Origin of the sequence: Kitasatospora sp. NPDC001540 (genome assembly GCF_042894345.1) — a bacterium.
GTDB lineage: Bacteria > Actinomycetota > Actinomycetes > Streptomycetales > Streptomycetaceae > Kitasatospora > Kitasatospora phosalacinea_C.
Map to the genome: position 1 here is coordinate 1 of NZ_JBIAVO010000031.1, position 17007 is coordinate 17007.

15 protein-coding genes, 5 tRNA genes and 1 pseudogene are annotated in these 17007 nt (G+C 73.0%); 15 read left to right on the forward strand and 6 right to left on the reverse strand.

Annotation, left to right across the window (positions count from 1 at the left end):
• Nucleotides 1-47 precede the first annotated feature (47 nt).
• From ACFY00_RS28735 to ACFY00_RS28745, 3 genes are all read right to left on the reverse strand, one after another.
• Entirely contained in the window at nt 48-494 is a 447-nt protein-coding gene (locus ACFY00_RS28735; RefSeq protein ID WP_033215061.1) for a DUF742 domain-containing protein, read from the reverse strand.
• A gap of 175 nt (nt 495-669) precedes the next feature.
• The gene (locus tag ACFY00_RS28740) at nt 670-1083 is read right to left on the reverse strand and encodes a roadblock/LC7 domain-containing protein (RefSeq protein ID WP_285679288.1); all 414 of its coding nucleotides are present in this window, start codon (nt 1081-1083) and stop codon (nt 670-672) included.
• A gap of 10 nt (nt 1084-1093) precedes the next feature.
• The gene (locus tag ACFY00_RS28745) at nt 1094-5032 is read right to left on the reverse strand and encodes a nitrate- and nitrite sensing domain-containing protein (protein WP_388034569.1); all 3939 of its coding nucleotides are present in this window, start codon (nt 5030-5032) and stop codon (nt 1094-1096) included.
• A 524-nt stretch (nt 5033-5556) separates the two neighbouring features.
• Here ACFY00_RS28745 and ACFY00_RS28750 point away from each other — a divergent pair.
• The 8 genes from ACFY00_RS28750 to ACFY00_RS28785 all read left to right on the forward strand — a co-directional run bounded on the left by ACFY00_RS28750 (nt 5557) and on the right by ACFY00_RS28785 (nt 8842).
• Complete coding sequence (locus tag ACFY00_RS28750) at nt 5557-5763, forward strand: hypothetical protein (protein ID WP_388034571.1); 207 nt, start codon at nt 5557-5559, stop codon at nt 5761-5763.
• 104 nt (nt 5764-5867) lie between these two features.
• The gene (locus tag ACFY00_RS28755) at nt 5868-6665 is read left to right on the forward strand and encodes a fumarylacetoacetate hydrolase family protein (protein ID WP_388034573.1); all 798 of its coding nucleotides are present in this window, start codon (nt 5868-5870) and stop codon (nt 6663-6665) included.
• Nucleotides 6662-8206 carry a glutamate--tRNA ligase gene (gene gltX, locus ACFY00_RS28760; protein WP_388034575.1) on the forward strand — a complete coding sequence of 515 codons (1545 nt, stop codon included), beginning with the start codon at nt 6662-6664 and terminating at the stop codon, nt 8204-8206. The genes ACFY00_RS28755 and gltX overlap by 4 nt, the downstream gene beginning before the upstream one ends.
• A gap of 199 nt (nt 8207-8405) precedes the next feature.
• A tRNA-Gln gene (locus ACFY00_RS28765) sits at nt 8406-8477 on the forward strand.
• Nucleotides 8478-8496: 19 nt separating this feature from the next.
• Nucleotides 8497-8569: transfer RNA gene (locus ACFY00_RS28770), tRNA-Glu, on the forward strand.
• A 35-nt stretch (nt 8570-8604) separates the two neighbouring features.
• A tRNA-Glu gene (locus ACFY00_RS28775) sits at nt 8605-8677 on the forward strand.
• Nucleotides 8678-8690: 13 nt separating this feature from the next.
• Nucleotides 8691-8763: transfer RNA gene (locus ACFY00_RS28780), tRNA-Glu, on the forward strand.
• Between the two features lie 4 nt (nt 8764-8767).
• Nucleotides 8768-8842 (forward strand) — tRNA-Gln (locus ACFY00_RS28785).
• A 178-nt stretch (nt 8843-9020) separates the two neighbouring features.
• Here ACFY00_RS28785 and ndgR read toward each other — a convergent pair.
• Nucleotides 9021-9734 (reverse strand): IclR family transcriptional regulator NdgR, encoded by a 714-nt coding sequence (gene ndgR, locus ACFY00_RS28790; protein WP_285739826.1) that lies wholly within the window; start codon nt 9732-9734, stop codon nt 9021-9023.
• A gap of 233 nt (nt 9735-9967) precedes the next feature.
• On the opposite strand from ndgR, the gene leuC reads away from it, so the two are divergent.
• From leuC to ACFY00_RS28810, 4 genes are all read left to right on the forward strand, one after another.
• Nucleotides 9968-11389: a 3-isopropylmalate dehydratase large subunit gene (gene leuC, locus ACFY00_RS28795; protein WP_388034577.1), complete on the forward strand. Its 1422-nt coding sequence runs from the start codon at nt 9968-9970 to the stop codon at nt 11387-11389.
• 3 nt (nt 11390-11392) lie between these two features.
• Nucleotides 11393-11989 (forward strand): 3-isopropylmalate dehydratase small subunit, encoded by a 597-nt coding sequence (gene leuD, locus ACFY00_RS28800; protein WP_388034579.1) that lies wholly within the window; start codon nt 11393-11395, stop codon nt 11987-11989.
• Between the two features lie 135 nt (nt 11990-12124).
• Entirely contained in the window at nt 12125-12415 is a 291-nt protein-coding gene (locus ACFY00_RS28805; protein ID WP_388034580.1) for a hypothetical protein, read from the forward strand.
• Between the two features lie 133 nt (nt 12416-12548).
• A complete protein-coding gene (locus tag ACFY00_RS28810; protein ID WP_388034582.1) occupies nt 12549-13226 on the forward strand; it encodes an HU family DNA-binding protein in 678 nt (225 codons plus the stop codon).
• 305 nt (nt 13227-13531) lie between these two features.
• Here the strand turns inward: ACFY00_RS28810 and ACFY00_RS28815 are convergent, their stop codons facing one another.
• Nucleotides 13532-14272 carry a GntR family transcriptional regulator gene (locus tag ACFY00_RS28815; protein WP_388034583.1) on the reverse strand — a complete coding sequence of 247 codons (741 nt, stop codon included), beginning with the start codon at nt 14270-14272 and terminating at the stop codon, nt 13532-13534.
• Between the two features lie 139 nt (nt 14273-14411).
• On the opposite strand from ACFY00_RS28815, the gene ACFY00_RS28820 reads away from it, so the two are divergent.
• Both ACFY00_RS28820 and ACFY00_RS28825 read left to right on the forward strand, forming a co-directional pair.
• Nucleotides 14412-14657 (forward strand): hypothetical protein, encoded by a 246-nt coding sequence (locus tag ACFY00_RS28820; protein ID WP_388034585.1) that lies wholly within the window; start codon nt 14412-14414, stop codon nt 14655-14657.
• Nucleotides 14654-15049: a hypothetical protein gene (locus ACFY00_RS28825; RefSeq protein ID WP_388034586.1), complete on the forward strand. Its 396-nt coding sequence runs from the start codon at nt 14654-14656 to the stop codon at nt 15047-15049. Before ACFY00_RS28820 ends, ACFY00_RS28825 begins: the two co-directional genes overlap by 4 nt.
• A 226-nt stretch (nt 15050-15275) precedes the next feature.
• On the opposite strand, the pseudogene cofC reads toward ACFY00_RS28825, so the two are convergent.
• Nucleotides 15276-15983 (reverse strand): annotated as a pseudogene (cofC, locus tag ACFY00_RS28830) (2-phospho-L-lactate guanylyltransferase); the annotation flags it as partial.
• A gap of 217 nt (nt 15984-16200) precedes the next feature.
• Here cofC and ACFY00_RS28835 point away from each other — a divergent pair.
• Entirely contained in the window at nt 16201-17001 is an 801-nt protein-coding gene (locus tag ACFY00_RS28835; RefSeq protein ID WP_388034587.1) for a lysophospholipid acyltransferase family protein, read from the forward strand.
• Nucleotides 17002-17007 lie beyond the last annotated feature (6 nt).

Here is a 17007-nt window from a genome sequence, read left to right on the forward strand (position 1 = left end):
CGACGATCTTGGCGGAGGTGGTGGCGCGGCTGGGGGCGGCGGCCGCGTTAGAGCTTGCGAAGTCCACTGAGGACCCTTTCGAGCAGCGTGACGTCAGGCGTACCGCCCGACTCGCCCGCGGCGGCGGGCTGGTGGATGGCGACCAGACCGGCTTCCGCCAGGTCTGCGACGAGGATGCGGGCGACCCCGAGCGGGACACCTGCCAGCGCGGAGATCTCGGCGACCGACTTGACCTCGCGGCACAGCGACACGATGCGGGCGTGCTCGGGGAGCAGCCCGCCCGGAGCGGTGGTGCCGGTGGTCGAGATCAGCGCCTCGATGGCCAACTGGTAGCGGGGGCGGGTGCGTCCACCGGTCATCGCGTACGGGCGGACCAGCGGCTGCTGCTCGTAGCCGTCCGACTGCTGGCCGCCGTACCCGCCGGCCTGCTGGCCGCCGTAGCCGTTTCCGTACCCGTTGCCGTAGGCGCCGGCGGGTGTCGGGGGCGGGGTCATGCGTCCTCCTTGTGCTGCAGTCGTTCGCGGCCGGAGCCCGCTGGGCCGCTGGCTGACGGGCTGTCAGCCACCGTACGGCGAAGACCTGGGGTGAAGTGCCGGGCCCGGGGTCGGGTTGGGGCCCGGCACGGTGAGGGTGGTGCGAAGGAGTCGGGGGGTGGGGCGGACCCGACCGTCAGTGCAGGAGACTGCCCTGGAGCTCGGCCCGCAGGGCCGGCGTGAGCACCGCGCCGGCCCGGTCGACCAACAGGGCCATCTCGTAACCGATCAGGCCGATGTCGGAGTCCGGCGAGGCGAGGACCGCGAGCGCGGAACCGTCGCTGATCGCCATCAGGAACAGGAAGCCGCGCTCCATCTCCACGACGGTCTGGTTGACCTCACCGCCCTCGAAGATCCGGCTCGCACCCGAGGTCAACGAGGTCAGTCCGGAGGCCACGGCGGCCAGCTGGTCGGCGCGGTCCCGGGGGAAGCCCTCGGACATGCACAGCAGCAGACCGTCGGCGGAGACCACCACGGTGTGGGACACCCCAGGGGTGTTGTCCACGAAATTGGTGATCAGCCAGTTCAGGTTCTGTGCGGCCTGGCTCATCTGGATCAACTCAACGCTCCTGGTGCTCGGGGCCGAAGCCGTTGTTGCCATCGACGTCGGACCGTCCGCCCCGGGCTCCCCGGTAGCCCTCGGACGTCCCGCCGAAGTCGAAGCCAGGCCGCTGCTGCGACCCGGGACCGCCGAAGCCCGACTGCTGGGTGCCCGCCTGGCGGCCCTGCTGGATGCCGCGGCGCAGGTTGGTCAGTCGGCCGCGCACCTCCTCCGGGCTGCGCGAGACCTGGGGACCGGTCAGCGGGCTGGCCTCGGCGCTGCCGGAGACCAGGTTGGCCTGCGGGGTGCGGCGAGGCAGCCCCGAGGTGGTCAGGCCGCTGGTCTGCGGCTCGCGCATCTGCTCGGCCCGCCGCCAGCGCTCGTCGTTCGCCGACGGGCGCCACGGCGCGTCCGGGTCGCCCTGCGGGTCCACCGCGCCGCCCGCCGGAGCACCGCCGAACGGCGCCGCCGGACGCTGCCCCTGGCCCGGGCCCTGCCCCTGGCCGGGGAACGGACGGCCCTGACCGGGCTGGCCCGGCTGGCCCTGCGGACCGGTCGGGCGCTGCGGACCGGCCGGGCCCTGCGGCGCGGCCGGACGCTGCTGCGGGGCGCCCTGCGGCACACCGCCCTGCGGACCGGTCGGACGCGGCGGCAGGCCCTGGCCCGGCTGACCGGGCTGGCCCTGCGGACGCTGCTGCTGGGCCTGCGGCGCCTGCTGCTGGCCCTGCTGGCCGAAGCCCGGCGCCGAGGTGCCGGGACGCTGCGGCTGGTACGTGCGCGGCCGGAACTGCTCGTGGCCCTGCGCCGGACCGGCCGGGGCGGACGGCTGCTCACCGGCCGTCGGCAGCGCCATCGGCTGCGGACGCTCCGCGAACTGCTGCTGCGGCTGCTGCTGCTGGGCCTGCGGCGGCAGCGGCGGGACGCCGTGGCCGACCGGGTCCGGCAGCACCGGCTCCACCAGGCCGAGGCCCAGCGGGTCGCGCGGGTCGATGTCGGACGCCTCGAACCGCGGCCGCCCGAACAGGCCGGACTGGTCGCCCGGCGCCGCCTCGATCGGCGCGGCCGGCTGCTGCGGCAGCGGACGCCGCTGCGGCTGCTCGGCCCGCCCGTGCTGGGTCGGCTCGCCGAACGGACGCTGCTGCTGGCCCTGCTGCGGACCGCCCTGCGGACCCTGCGGGCCCTGCGGACGGCGCGGCCCCTGCGGACCGCCCTGCGGCGGCTGGCCCGGCTGGCCGCCGGGCTGGCCCTGCTGCTGCGGACGCCGCGGCGGCAGCCCGCCGCCCGGACCGCCCTGCAGGCCCGGCGCACCCGAGGCGCCCGGCACCCGGCGCGGCGGCAGACCGCCCGCGCCCGGACCGCCCGCGCCCGGCGCACCCGCGCCCGGACCGGCCGGGGCCGACGGCCCCGATCCGCCCGGAGCCGAGTTCTCGCGCAGCGACTGGCCCACCGAACGGGTCGGCAGCCCACCGGAACGGCCGCCCTGGGCCGGGCCGGTGCCGAACGCGCCGCCCGGGCCGAACCCGCCGTCGCCCGGCTGGCCGCCGGGCGCGCCCTGGCCACCGGGACCGCCCGGCACGCGCCGCGGCGCGGACGGGCCGGAGGACCCGGCGGGGGAGAACAGGTCGGGGCTGCCGCCGCCCGGGCCCTGGCCCAGCTGCGGACGGCCGGCGGCGTCGTTCGGGCCCGGCTGGCCGAGCGCGGTGCGCCCGCCGCCGGGCAGGTCGCCCCCGGGACGGCCCTGCTGGCGCGGCGTCGGCGCCAGGCCGCGCTGCTGCTTGCCGCCGGCCTGGCCCGCACCGGCGCCGGCACCGGCGCCCGCACCGGGCCGGTTGCCGCGCCGTTCGGCGGAGTTGGTGACGTCGACCGGCAGCATGACCAGCGCGGTGGTGCCGCCGGAGTCGGACGGGCGGAGCTGGATCCGGATGCCGTGCCGCAGGGACAGCCGGCCGACCACGAACAGGCCCATCCGGCGGGAGACGGAGACGTCCACGACCGGCGGGTTGGCGAGGCGCTCGTTGATGTCGGCGAGGTCGTCGGGGGAGAGGCCGATGCCGGTGTCGTGGATCTCGATCAGCACCCGGCCGTCCGGCAGGGCGTGGCCGGTGACCCGGACCCGGGTCTGCGGGGAGGAGAAGGAGGTGGCGTTCTCCAGCAGCTCGGCGAGCAGGTGGACGAGGTCGTTGACGACGCGGCCGGCCACCTCGGCGGTGGGCACCGAGGCGAGCTCGACGCGCTCGTACTGCTCCACCTCGGAGGCGGCGGCGCGCAGCACGTCGACCAGCGGGACGGGGCGGGTCCAGCGGCGGCCCGGGTCCTCGCCCGCGAGGACGAGGAGGTTCTCGCCGTTGCGGCGCATGCGGGTCGCGAGGTGGTCGAGCTTGAACAGCGAGGCCAGCTGGTCCGGGTCCGCCTCGCGGCTCTCCAGTTCGGAGATCAGCGACAGCTGGCGCTGGATCAGGCCCTGGCTGCGGCGCGAGAGGTTGGTGAACATCGCGTTGATGTTGCCGCGCAGCAGCGCCTGCTCGGCGGCCAGTCGGACCGCCTCGCGGTGCACCATGTCGAAGGCGTGCGCCACGTGGCCGATCTCGTCGGCGGAGTCGACGCCGACCGGCTCGACGGTGACGTCGACGTCCTGTGGGTCGCTCTCGGAGAGGGTCTTGACCAGCTCCGGCAGGCGGCGCTCGGCGACGTCCTCGGCGGAGGTCTGCAGGCGGGTCAGCGAGCGCACCATCGAGCGGGCCACCAGGGCGGCGCCGGCGATGGCGACGACGAGCACCAGGGCGACCAGCGAGGCGTTGATCACCGACTCGGTGTCGGCGTCGGACTGGAGCTTCTGGGCCTTGCCGTTCAGGTTCGCCAGCAGGGTGGTCTCGATCGCCCGCTGGGCGGTGATCTTGGCCGTCGCCTCCTCGTACCACTGCTGGTAGCTGACGTCGTCGGTCTGCTTGATGCCGTTGGGGGTGAGGACGGCCTTGGAGAACCGGTCGGCCTCGGCGATCACCTTGTTGAAGCTCATCGCGGAGCGCAGCGAGCGGGCCGCGCCCTCGCCGTAGATCGCGGTGAAGTTCTGGGTGGCGTTGTCCTCGGAGTTCATCAGGCGGATGCCGAAGGTCTCGTCGGACGAGGAGAGGCTGGGGCCCGCCGGGTTGGCCAGCGCCGCGGAGATCAGCGCGCGCTGCATGGAGGTGTACTCCTTGGACAGCGAGAACTGGTAGAGCGAGCGGGTGGCCGTGATCAGCTCGGAGGAGTTCGAGGTGACCGCGATGTCCTGGGTGGCGCCGAGCAGGTCGGTGATGATCGCGTCGTAGTTGGTGATCGTCGCCTGGATGTTGTTCGGGTCCCGGAACGCGCCGGTGCGGGCGCCGGAGAGGCTGTTGAGGTCGCGGCGGACCTGCAGCAGCAGGGTCTTGGAACCGGCCAGGTCGAGGTTGTCGAACTTGTCGGCCGCGGCGGTGAACTTCTTGGACAGCGCGTTGGTGTCGCTCTGCGCCTTGGTGATCTCCTTGTCGGCGGTCGCCGTGCCGCCGGCCGCCAGCGGACCGGCGGAGATGTCGCGCTCGGTCTGCAGGGCGTGGGCCAGGTCGGTCGCGCTCCGGGCCAGCTCGGCCAGGTCGCTCATCTGGGACAGCTCGCGGGAGTTCTCCATCGAGCTCTGCACGCGCAGGCCGCCGAGGACGAGCGCCACGATCACGGGGAGGAGGAGCAGGGCGATCAGGCGGGTGCGGATCCGCCAGTTGCGCATGGCGAAGCGGCTCAGGCCGGTCGCGCGGCGGCGGGTGAGCGTGCCGCGGAGCCTGGCCCGCTTGCTGTTCTTGTCGGCCGACCTGTCGTCGGCCCGTTCCTGCGGCGCGCCGTTCGCGTTCTGCGCACCGCTCTCGGCGGCGGGCTCGGCGGGAGCGCCGTACGGCCGCTCTCCTTGGCCCGTCGTCGCCGGTGCCGCCTGGTGGGGGCCGGCCACGGGCTCGCGCGACTCCGGGTCACCCGCGGCGCCGCTGCCCCTCTTGAAACGTCCCTGCACTGGCGTCGCAACCTCTGGACCGGGCGCCCTTCCCCGCCGGGCGGAGATAGGGCGGTGTCGAGTTTTTCCGTGGCATTCCAGCACAGCGGGGGAAGTCCAACAAGGGCCGTTACGACACGGTGTCCTGGGCCACCCTCCGCGCGCGGGGCCTCACGTTGCGTGGCGCATCCACCCCGGAATACGGTTCTTTTCGGACACTCGACATGGACCGGTCAACGAAGGAGAAGATCGGCTTGTGCGTGGAATGTCCGGGATATCCGCAATGGTGGATTTCGACATTGGTCCCGAATCTTCACCTGTGCGCCCTTTGTTCCGGTAATTGTGAGCAAAATCACAGCCCGATGTGTAGCTTTGGTCACGGCCGCTGTGGAATGGGCTCCCTAACCTGACAGGGTTGATCGGAGCCTGCCCAGCGGCGGGCCCGTGCAAAAGTCCGTTCGAGCGAAACAAGGGTGCTGACGCAAATGTCCGAGACGACCACCGAGGCCACCCGTTCCACGGCCAACCCGCGCCGCACCACCCTGGCCTCCGTCGCGGACTTCTCCCAGCTCCCGGGTTTCGCCGCCGGCCGCACCCCCCGGGCGTACGCCACCGAGCTCCCCGCCAGCACGGCCAACCCGCGCCGCACGGTCCTGATGACCGCCCCGGCCCCCCGCCTGCCGCGGGACTGACCTCCGCCTCGATAACCTGGTGGCACCAGCCGGGCCCGGTACTGCGGGCTCGGCAGCCGTCCGGGAGCGTCCGGACGGCCGACGAACCGAGAGGTTGCAGGGCTGTGCGTATCGCCAGGTTCTCCGTCCGCGAAGGGAGCCCCGCGGCGGGCTCGGTCTCCTTCGGAATCATCGAGGGGGACGCCGCGCAACCCGACTCGCTGGTGGTCCACACCCTCGCCGGCCACCCCTTCGGCACCCCCCAGCCGACCGGTGAGACCCACCGCCTGCAGGACGTCCGGCTGCTGGCCCCGATGCTCCCCAGCAAGATCGTCGCCGTCGGCCGCAACTACGCCGCGCACGCCGCCGAGCTGGGCAACGAGGTCCCCGCCGTCCCGCTGACGTTCTTCAAGCCCTCCACCGCCGTCATCGGCCCCACCGAGTCGATCGCCTACCCGCCGTTCTCCTCGGACGTGCAGTACGAGGCCGAACTCGCCGTGGTGATCGGCCGGATGTGCCGCGAGGTGCCGCTGGAGCGCGTCCCCGAGGTGGTCTTCGGCTACACCTGCGCCAACGACGTCACCGCCCGCGACGTGCAGCAGCGCGAGGGCCAGTGGGCCCGCGCGAAGGGCTTCGACACCTCCTGCCCGCTCGGCCCCTGGATCGAGACCGACCTCGACCCCGCCGACCTGGCCGTCACCTGCACCGTCAACGGCGAGCTCCGCCAGGCCGGTCGCACCTCCCAGATGGTCCGCTCGGTCGCCGAGCTGATCGTGCACGTCTCCGAGGCGATGACGCTGCTCCCCGGCGACGTCATCCTCACCGGCACCCCCGCGGGCGTCGGCCCCCTGACCGTCGGCGACGAGGTCGCCGTCTCCGTCGAAGGCATCGGCACCCTCTCCAACAAGGTCGTCAAGCGATGAAGGAAGCAGCAAGCGTGTCCACTGCAGCTATCGGTGACTCCGCCACGGGGAAGAACCCCGCCGTCCGGGTCCGCTTCTGCCCCTCCCCGACCGGCAACCCGCACGTCGGCCTGGTCCGCACCGCCCTGTTCAACTGGGCCTACGCCCGGCACAACGGCGGCACCCTGGTCTTCCGCATCGAGGACACCGACGCGGCCCGCGACTCCGAGGAGTCGTACCGGCAGCTGCTCGACGCCATGCGCTGGCTCGGCTTCGACTGGAACGAGGGCCCCGAGGTCGGCGGCCCGCACGCCCCCTACCGCCAGTCGCAGCGGATGGACGTCTACGCGGACGTCGCGAAGCGCCTGCGCGAGGCCGGCCACGCCTACCCCTGCTACTGCACCACCGAGGAGCTCGACGCCCGCCGCGAGGCCGCCCGCGCGGCCGGCAGGCCCTCCGGCTACGACGGCCACTGCCGCGACCTGACGGCCGGGCAGCGGGCCGCCTACGAGGCCGAGGGCCGCCCGTCGATCCTCCGCTTCCGGATGCCCGACACCACCCTCGCCTTCGACGACCTGGTGCGCGGCCCGATCTCCTTCGACCCGAAGGACGTCCCCGACTACGGCATCGTCCGGGCCAACGGCGCCCCGCTGTACACCCTGGTCAACCCGGTCGACGACGCCCTGATGGAGATCACCCACGTCCTGCGCGGCGAGGACCTGCTCTCCTCGACGCCCCGTCAGATCGCCCTGTACGCGGCCCTGGCGGAGATCGGCGTCGGCAACGGCACCACCCCGCGGTTCGGCCACCTGCCGTACGTGATGGGCGAGGGCAACAAGAAGCTCTCCAAGCGCGACCCGCAGTCCTCGCTCAACCTCTACCGCGAGCGCGGCTTCCTCCCCGAGGGCCTGCTCAACTACCTGGCCCTGCTGGGCTGGTCGCTCGCCGAGGACCGCGACATCTTCGACGTCGACGAGATGGTCGCCGCCTTCGACATCGACGACGTCAACGGCAACCCGGCCCGCTTCGACCTCAAGAAGGCCGAGCACATCAACGCCGAGCACCTCCGCCGCCTCGCCCCCGAGGAGTTCGTCAAGCGCCTGGTGCCCTACCTGCAGGCCCCCGGCCTGCTCCCGGCCGAGCCCACCGCCGAGCAGCTCGACCTGCTCGCCAAGGTCGCGCCGCTCACCCAGGAGCGGATGGTCGTCCTCTCCGAGATCGTCACCATGGCCGGCTTCCTGTTCGTCGACCCGGCCGACTTCGCCGTCGACCCCGAGGACGCCGCCAAGGTCCTCACCGCGGACGCCCGCCCGGTCCTGGAGGCCTCCGTCGAGGCGCTCACCGCGCTGCCCGACTTCACCCCCGACCCGATCCAGGCCGCCCTGCGCGAGGCCCTGGTCGACGGCCTGGGCATCAAGCCCAAGTTCGCCTTCACCCCGCTGCGGGTCGCGGTCACCGGGCGCCGGGTCTCCCCGCCGCTGTTCGAGTCCATGGAACTGCTCGGCCGCGAGGAGACGCTCCGCCGCCTGCGCGCCGCCCTGGAGCTCCTCCCGGCCTCCTGAGCCGCCTCCCGGGCCCTCCCCGGGCCCCTTCCGGGCGCCTGCGGGCCGTGTCACTGACCTGGCCCGCAGGTGTCCGGCGCACTGCCTGCGGTTATCGATTTTGGAGCGGGGCGGGGCGTCGGGTAATGTTCTTCCTGCGCCGCCCGGGCAGGGAGGCGCAAGACACCGAGGAAGACCCCACGGAGGGGTTGAACTCTGGTGGGGTATGGTGTAATTGGCAGCACGACTGATTCTGGTTCAGTTAGTCTAGGTTCGAGTCCTGGTACCCCAGCGCAGCACATCTGCAGTGAGCCCCCGTTGTGTAGTGGCCTAGCACGCCGCCCTCTCAAGGCGGTAGCGCCGGTTCGAATCCGGTCGGGGGTACGCAATTCTTGACAATTGCAAAACGAATGAGTCCCGCCCCCGTTGTGTAGTGGCCTAGCACGCCGCCCTCTCAAGGCGGTAGCGCCGGTTCGAATCCGGTCGGGGGTACTCGCTCATTCGGGCCCCCGTTGTGTAGTGGCCTAGCACGCCGCCCTCTCAAGGCGGTAGCGCCGGTTCGAATCCGGTCGGGGGTACTTTTGGGGTATGGTGTAATTGGCAGCACGAGTGATTCTGGTTCATTTAGTCTAGGTTCGAGTCCTGGTACCCCAGCCAAGAAACTCAGTGCACAAGCTCCGGGAAACCGGGGCTTTTTGCATTTCCGCCCCCGTCCATCCCGGGCGTGCGGTCCCACCTCTCCCTCGTCCTCCTCGCCCCGGCGTCCTCCTCGCCCCGGCGCGGCGATGCCCTCCCGGCCGGCGGCCGGGAGGGCATCGTGGTGTCACGGGGTCGTTCAGGTGCGGCGGAGGGCCTCGGTGAGGCGGTTCGCGGCTTCGATGATGGCCTGGGCGTGCATCCGGCCGGGGTGGCGGGTGAGGCGCTCGATGGGGCCGGAGACGGAGACGGCGGCGACGACGCGGTTGGAGGGGCCGCGGACGGGGGCGGAGACCGAGGCCACGCCGGGCTCGCGCTCGCCGATGGACTGGGCCCAGCCGCGGCGGCGCACGCCGCTCAGCGCGGTGGCGGTGAAGCGGGCGCCCTGGAGGCCGCGGTGGAGGCGCTCGGGCTCCTCCCAGGCGAGCAGGACCTGGGCGGCCGAGCCGGCCTTCATCGGGAGGGTGGAGCCCACCGGCACGGTGTCGCGCAGGCCGGAGAGGCGCTCGGCGGCGGCCACGCAGATCCGCATCTCGCCCTGGCGGCGGTAGAGCTGGGCGCTCTCGCCCGTCACGTCCCGCAGGTGGGTGAGGACCGGGCCGGCGGCGGCCAGCAGGCGGTCCTCGCCCGCGGCGGCGGAGAGTTCGGCGAGGCGGGGGCCGAGGATGAAGCGGCCCTGCATGTCGCGGGTGACGAGGCGGTGGTGTTCGAGTGCGACGGCGAGTCGGTGGGCCGTGGGCCGTGCCAGACCGGTGGCGGCGACCAGCCCCGCCAACGTGGCGGGGCCCGACTCCAGTGCGCTGAGCACCAGAGCGGCCTTGTCGAGAACGCCGACGCCGCTAGTGTTGTCCATGTCTCGATACTGCAGTCTCAATCAGCGAGACGCAAGTTCAATCTTCCGAGAAAAGCGCCACTCTTGGAGTCAGCAGCCCGGGAGACACCCAGGACGGCACTCCACCAGGGTGTCCGGATCCTGGACGGTCCGGCGTGCAGGTCGCGACTCCAAGCGAGCCTCACAGGGCGGCACGGGACAAGACCTCGACGATCACGAGAAGGCCGGCAGAGCGGCCGGCTGGAGGGAATCCGATGGGACGGACACTCGCAGAGAAGGTCTGGGACGACCACGTCGTCCGGCGCGCCGAGGGCGAGCCCGACCTGCTCTACATCGACCTGCACCTGCTGCACGAGGTGACCAGCCCGCAGGCGTTCGACGGCCTCCGGCTGGCGGGGCGCCCGGTGCGCCGGACCGATCTGACGATCGCGACCGAGGACCACAACACCCCGACCCTGGACATCGACAAGCCGATCGCCGACCCGGTCTCCCGGGTGCAGCTGGAGACGCTGCGCAAGAACGCCGAGGAGTTCGGCGTGCGCATCCACTCGCTGGGCGACGTCGAGCAGGGCGTGGTCCACGTGGTCGGCCCGCAGCTGGGCCTGACCCAGCCGGGCATGACCGTGGTCTGCGGCGACTCGCACACCTCCACCCACGGCGCCTTCGGCGCGCTGGCCTTCGGCATCGGCACCAGCCAGGTCGAGCACGTGCTGGCCACCCAGACCCTGCCGCTGGCCCCGTTCAAGACCATGGCGATCACCGTCGAGGGCGAGCTGCCCGAGGGCGTCACCGCCAAGGACCTGATCCTGGCCGTGATCGCGAAGATCGGCACCGGCGGCGGCCAGGGCTACGTCCTGGAGTACCGCGGTTCGGCGATCCGCAGCCTCTCCATGGAGGCCCGGATGACGATCTGCAACATGTCCATCGAGGCGGGCGCCCGGGCCGGCATGATCGCCCCGGACCGCACCACCTTCGACTACCTGCAGGGCCGCCCGCACGCCCCGCAGGGCGAGGACTGGGACGCCGCGGTCGCCTACTGGGAGACCCTGGCCACCGACGAGGACGCGGTCTTCGACGCCGAGGTGTTCATCGACGCCACCGAGCTGACCCCGTTCGTCACCTGGGGCACCAACCCGGGCCAGGGCGCGCCGCTGGGCGCGAGCGTGCCGAACCCGGCTGACTTCGCGGACCCGCAGGAGCGGATCGCCGCCGAGAACGCCCTGAAGTACATGGGCCTGGAGGCGGGCACCCCGCTGCGCGAGGTCAAGGTCGACGCCGTGTTCGTCGGCTCCTGCACCAACGGCCGGATCGAGGACCTGCGGGCCGCCGCGGCCGTCCTGGACGGGCGCCGGATCGCCGAGGGCGTGCGCATGCTGGTCGTCCCGGGCTCGGTCCGGGTCGCCCTGCAGGCCGTGGAGGAGGGCCTGGACAAGGTCTTCACCGCCGCGGGCGCCGAGTGGCGGCACGCGGGCTGCTCGATGTGCCTGGGCATGAACCCGGACCAGCTGGCCCCGGGCGAGCGCTGCGCCTCCACCTCGAACCGCAACTTCGAGGGCCGCCAGGGCAAGGGCGGCCGCACCCACCTGGTCTCCCCCCAGGTGGCCGCCGCCACCGCGCTGGTGGGCCGTCTGGCCGCCCCCGCGGACCTGACCGACAACGTGGCCGTGGAGGTCTGAGCCATGGAGAAGTTCACCACCCACACCGGCCGCGCCGTCCCGCTGCGCCGTTCGAACGTGGACACCGACCAGATCATCCCGGCGCACTGGCTGAAGAAGGTCACCCGCACCGGCTTCGAGGACGGCCTGTTCGAGGCCTGGCGCAAGGACGAGTCCTTCGTCCTGAACCAGCCCGAGCGCGAGGGCGCCACCGTCCTGGTGGCCGGCCCCGAGTTCGGCACCGGCTCGTCCCGCGAGCACGCGGTCTGGGCGCTGCAGAACTACGGCTTCCAGGCCGTCATCTCCTCCCGGTTCGCCGACATCTTCCGCGGGAACTCGCTGAAGAACGGCCTGCTGACGGTGGTCCTGCCGCAGGAGACCGTGGAGCGGCTCTGGGCGCTGACCGAGGCCGACCCGACCGCCGAGATCACCGTCGACCTGGAGGCCCGCGAGGTCCGGGCCGAGGGCGTCACCGCCCCGTTCGAGCTGGACGACAACGTGCGCTGGCGGCTGCTGAACGGCCTGGACGACATCAGCATCACCCTGCAGAACGAGGGCGACATCGCCGCGTTCGAGGCGAAGCGGCCGTCCTACAAGCCGCGGACCCAGCCGGTCGCCTGAGGCACCGCTTTCTGACGGACCGACAACGAAGACCCGCCCCCCTCCGGGGCGGGTCTTCGTTGTTCGCAGGGGAGTTCGTCAGCCGGGAATAGACCCTGGTGTAGCGCAACTCCGCACAGATGGCACAATCGTTGCATGCACCACAGTCCCGAACCCCCGTGCCAGGACGGCCAACCGGCGTCCGGGGACGGTCAGGACGGTGCTGCCGACTCGGAAGTCACCCTGCTCTACGCACTGGTGGCCGAGCGGTTGAAGCAAGCCCACGCCCGCGTTCACGCGCTGAACGTGTCGACGGACGCAAAGACCGCTCTCACCCGACAACTGCTGATCGTCACCGAGACCGCGAAGCGCGATCTCCCGGAGGCGGCACGGCGGTTGAGTCGCTTTGTGCAGGACCTCGACGAGGGGCGGATGCCTCCCCGGTGAGCACCTCCATGCGCAAATCCATTGCGACACTAGGGTGATTCACGCGTTTGGTAATTGAAAGTCCGCAGATACATACCTAACGTGCGAAAAGAACGGATGGAATCATCCGGCGCCCGTTTCCGAAGGGGAAGACGTGAACAAGGCTCAGCTTGTCGAAGCGGTGGCCGAGCAGCTGGGCGGTCGCAAGGCTGCCGCAGAGGCCGTCGACGCAGTGCTCGACACCATGGTGCGTGCCGTCGTGGCGGGTGACCGCGTTTCGGTCACCGGTTTCGGCACCTTCGAGAAGGTGGAGCGCTCGGCGCGCTTCGCCCGTAACCCGCAGACCGGCGAGCGGGTCAAGGTCAAGAAGACCGCTGTTCCGCGGTTCCGCCCGGGCCAGGGCTTCAAGGACCTCGTCTCCGGCAGCAAGAAGCTGCCGAAGGAGGGCCCGTCGGTCAAGAAGGCGCCCAAGGGCTCGCTCACCCCGGGCAAGTCCGGCGTGGCCGCCACCCCGGCCGCCAAGCGCGCCGCGACCAAGCGCGCCGCCGCCGCGGGCGGCACCGCGACCAAGAAGACCGCCGCCAAGAAGACCGCGACCACCGCGGCCAAGAAGGCGGCCCCGGCCAAGACCGCGGTCAAGAAGGCCACCACCGCCAAGACCGCGGTGGCCAAGAAGACCAGCGCGGCCGCCACCAAGAAGGCGACCACCGCGGCGAAGAAGACCACCACCGCGGCCGCCGCCAAGAAGGCCACCGCCACCGCCAAGAAGACCGCTCCGGCGAAGAAGACCGCCACGCGGAAGACCACCGCGCGCAAGTCCACCGCCAAGTAGTCGCCCCCACCCGGCGCCGGCCCGTCCGGCACCGGGGCACCGGCCGCGCCGGTCCGCCCGGGTCCTCCCCGGAGCGGACCGGCGCGGCCTTCGTCGTTCCCGGCCCGGACGGACCTGGACGGGTCCGGACGGGTCCGGACGGTCCCGACGGAGCCTCCCTCACCCGTTCGGCCGAACGGGCCGCTGCGGATTTCGCCCGCTCCGGGGCGCGGACGGGTGGGGCCGCGCCGGGTTGACGGGGCATCGGGGCGACGTGCCGTCACTCCGCCGCCGAGGCCGCGGAAAAGCGCGGAACCGGCCGGGAATTACTCCGGGGCGTCCACCGGGAGCTCGTAACAGATCTCCCAACGGGAATCCGGAATCACCAGATCCGCGGTCTCCACCGGCCGTCCGGAGTCGTCCAGGTAGGTCCGCTCGATCACGGTCAGCGCGTCGCCGGTGGAGAGCCCCAGCAGCGCGGCCTGCTCCGGCGTCGCCCGGGCGGGTCGCGGCCGCTCCAGCGCGCGCACCACCCGCACCCCGATCCGGGCCATCCGCTCCACCACGCTCCGGCGGTGCCACGGGCCGTAGCGGGGGAGGGTCGCCGGGGTGCCGGCGGTGACGGCCATCGGCTCCCAGGACTCGGCGAGTTGGAGGACCTTGTGGTCCAGCTTGAACTCGTACCGGGTGTGCGCCGTCAGGTCGCCGGGCTCGATCCGCAGGCGGTGGGCCACCGCCTCCGGGGCGGGGGTGAGGGCCCAGGTCTCGGACTCCCACTCGCCGTCCGGCGCCGGTTCGCCGGGGAACTCGCCGGGCGTCCGGGTGCGCACCAGCGGCAGCCGGGGCACCGGCTCGCGGACGTAGGTGCCCGAGCCCGTCCGGCCCTCCAGCAGGCCCTCGGCGATGAGCGCCTCCTGCGCCCGCTGCAGCACGTTCGGCCCCACGCCGTAGCTCTCGGCCAGCTTCGCCCGGGACGGCAGCCGCTCGCCGACCGCCCACTCCCCGGCCGTCACCCGGCGGCGCAGGTGGTCCGCGATGCGGAGGTACGGCGGGTCCTGTGAGGGCATCTGGCGCCTCCCGGCGAGGGCGAGACCTGCCGACGGACGGCAGGGCGGGCGAATCAGCTTGACAATCTAATGCATCAGGTGGAATCTAATGGCTTAGATTCACAATGAGTGACCGGCCAACTTCGGGGAGCGGCGTCGCGTGCGAAGCACGAGGGTGTTCGACCTTGCGTCCAGGCTCGCTGCGGCCACGGGGGCCGAAGCCAGGATCATCCAGCTGCCCGGCGGCGGTTACCGGGTGGAGGCCGAGCTCCCCGGGGAGCCGGAGGACCACGACCACATGACGGTCCTGCGGGTCCTCGCCCAGGCCGACCGCTACGGACACCGCTACCGCGCGCGCACCCACACCGTCTGGGCCGAATTCGACCCACCCCAGGAGCCACCGTGAAGAACACGCCGCCCGGTTACACCGTCGGCATCGAGGGGATCACCGAACCGACCTCCTTCCCCGCCCTCGCCCCCGCGCTGTCCTCGCTCTGGCAGACGCTCAACACCCTGCCGCTGGGCTGGACGCAGTACGAGGCCTACCGCTACTTCTTCGGCCCCGGCGCGGTCGAGCGCACCGAGGCCTTCCTGGCGCGGGACGGCCGGTTGCAGCTCGGCTTCGCGCTGCTCGGCCGGACGCGGCTGATCCGGGTGCTGCCCGGTGGCGGCGGGCGGCCCCAACTGGTCGCCGCCCCGCTCGTGTTGGTCGACTCGCCGGAGGTCACCCTGCTGCGGCTGCGGGGGCTGGGCGGCCGCGACCGGTCCGGGCCGGAGCCGGGGCGGTGGAGCGCCTGAGGGGAGGTCAGTCCGCTTCCGGGTCCGGGAAGGTCTGCAGGGTGAGGAAGACCACCCGGCGGTCGGCGCCCTCGCCGGTGGTGCGGATCCGCACCCGCTGACCGGCCCGGAGCAGCCGCAGGCCGCCGGCGTCGAAGGCCGGTGCGTCGAAGGGGACGGGCGTGCCGTCGTCGAGCAGGACCGAGCCGGAACGGGTCGTCGGGTCGTACGTGAACGCGGTGGCCTGCATGGGAGCCAGCATAGGGCTTCGGAGCAGGGCCGCGGTGGCCGGGCCGAGGCCGAGCAGGCGGGCGGCGGCCAGGTCCGCGGGGGTGTCGACGTCGCGGCGGACGGAGGGGGCGTCGGGGAGCAGCAGTTCGGTGGCGCCGCCCGCCAGGTGGGCGTCCCGGGAGCCCGGTCCGAAGGCGGGGCGCAGCGGTTCGCCGGGCTCCCCGGCGAGCAGCACGGTGCCGGTGCCGGGGGCGTCGGCGAGGAAGGCCCGGCCCCGCGCGGGCACCGCGGCCAGCACCCGGGCGAGCTCGGCGGGCCGGAGCGCGGGCAGGTCCGCGGAGAGGGTGGTGACGGGGGAGCGGGGGTGGCGCCGGTGGGCGGTCGCGGCGCCGTGCGCGAGCGCGGGGTTGAGGCCGCCCGGCTCGTCGTCCAGGACGTCGGCCCCCAGCGCGCGCAGCTCCGCGGCGGCGCGCGCGTCCCGGGTGACCACCAGGACGCGGCCGACCAGCGGGCAGGCCAGCGCGGCGGCGACGGTGTCGAGCGCGAACGCGAGGGCGAGCCGGGGGCGCAGCGGGCCCAGCGCGGACAGCCGGCTCTTCGCCCCGGCGAGCGGCTTGACCGGCACCACCACCGACCAGCCGAGCCGCGGCCCGGCCCCCGCGGGGCGGGTCAGGACCGGGGCGGTCGGCCCGACGGCGGCGGGGCGTACGGTGTCCTCTGTCATCGGCGCCATTGTGGCGTCGGCCGGGGCGGCCTGGCCAGCGTGTCCCGGGCGCCCGGGGCGGCGGGCGGGGCCCGGTCGACCGGTGGCGGTGGTGGCTGCTCGACACAGGCTCGGCTCCCGGGCGAGACTGGTCGGCGCCTCGGAGCCGCTGGTCGGTCCCGGCGAGGAGAGTCCGCGGCGCAGTACGGGGCGTCGCACGAGTGAAGAGGAGCCAGGGGTGGCCCGCCGCTCTAACGCCAGGTTCGGAAACGCCGACTACGGGATCTGGTACCGCTTCGCCGCGGTGCTCGTGAAGCCGGTGACCAACGCCCTGGCAAAGGCGGAGTGGCGCGGCTGGGAGCACCTGCCCGAGAAGTCGGGGTTCATCGCCGCGGTGAACCACAACTCGGTGATCGACCCGGTGTTCTACGCGCACTGGCAGTACAACTCGGGCCGCCCGCCCCGGATCCTCGCCAAGTCCTCGCTGTTCTCGGTGCCGTTCATCGGCTTCATGCTCCGCAAGACCGGCCAGATCCCGGTGTTCCGGGAGTCCACCGACGCCGCCGAGGCGTTCCGGGCCGCGATCGACGCGGTCAACGGCGGCCAGTGCGTGCAGTTCTACCCGGAGGGCACCCTCACCCGGGACCCGGACCTCTGGCCGATGACCGGCAAGAGCGGCGCGGCCCGGGTCGCGCTGATGACGGGCGCGCCGGTGATCCCGGTCGCGCACTGGGGCGCGCACGAGATCATCCCGCCGTACGGGAAGGGCAAGGGCAAGTACCGGCTGTTCCCGCGGCACAAGGTGGTCGTCGCGGCGGGTCCCGCGGTCGACCTGAGCCGGTACCGGGGCCGGGAGATCACCGCCCAGGTGCTGAAGGACGCCACCGACGACATCATGGCCGCGATCACCGCCGTGCTGGAGGACATCCGCGGCGAGCAGGCCCCGAAGGAGCGCTACGACATGCGCAGGGCCGCCAGGGCCCGGGCCGCCGCGGCCCGGGCCGAGGGCGGGCGCGCCGTCGAGGAGGGCGGCCGGTGACCCGCT

What these genes read in the sequence shown, in the direction of transcription:
- gltX (WP_388034575.1), top strand. Translation starts at nt 6,662, where the DNA reads ATGAAGGAAGCAGCAAGCGTGTCCACTGCAGCTATCGGTGACTCCGCC.
- ACFY00_RS28805 (WP_388034580.1), top strand. Translation starts at nt 12,125, where the DNA reads ATGCACCACAGTCCCGAACCCCCGTGCCAGGACGGCCAACCGGCGTCC.
- ndgR (WP_285739826.1), bottom strand. Translation starts at nt 9,734, where the DNA reads ATGGACAACACTAGCGGCGTCGGCGTTCTCGACAAGGCCGCTCTGGTG.
- ACFY00_RS28740 (WP_285679288.1), bottom strand. Translation starts at nt 1,083, where the DNA reads ATGAGCCAGGCCGCACAGAACCTGAACTGGCTGATCACCAATTTCGTG.
- leuD (WP_388034579.1), top strand. Translation starts at nt 11,393, where the DNA reads ATGGAGAAGTTCACCACCCACACCGGCCGCGCCGTCCCGCTGCGCCGT.
- ACFY00_RS28735 (WP_033215061.1), bottom strand. Translation starts at nt 494, where the DNA reads ATGACCCCGCCCCCGACACCCGCCGGCGCCTACGGCAACGGGTACGGA.
- ACFY00_RS28815 (WP_388034583.1), bottom strand. Translation starts at nt 14,272, where the DNA reads ATGCCCTCACAGGACCCGCCGTACCTCCGCATCGCGGACCACCTGCGC.
- leuC (WP_388034577.1), top strand. Translation starts at nt 9,968, where the DNA reads ATGGGACGGACACTCGCAGAGAAGGTCTGGGACGACCACGTCGTCCGG.
- ACFY00_RS28750 (WP_388034571.1), top strand. Translation starts at nt 5,557, where the DNA reads ATGTCCGAGACGACCACCGAGGCCACCCGTTCCACGGCCAACCCGCGC.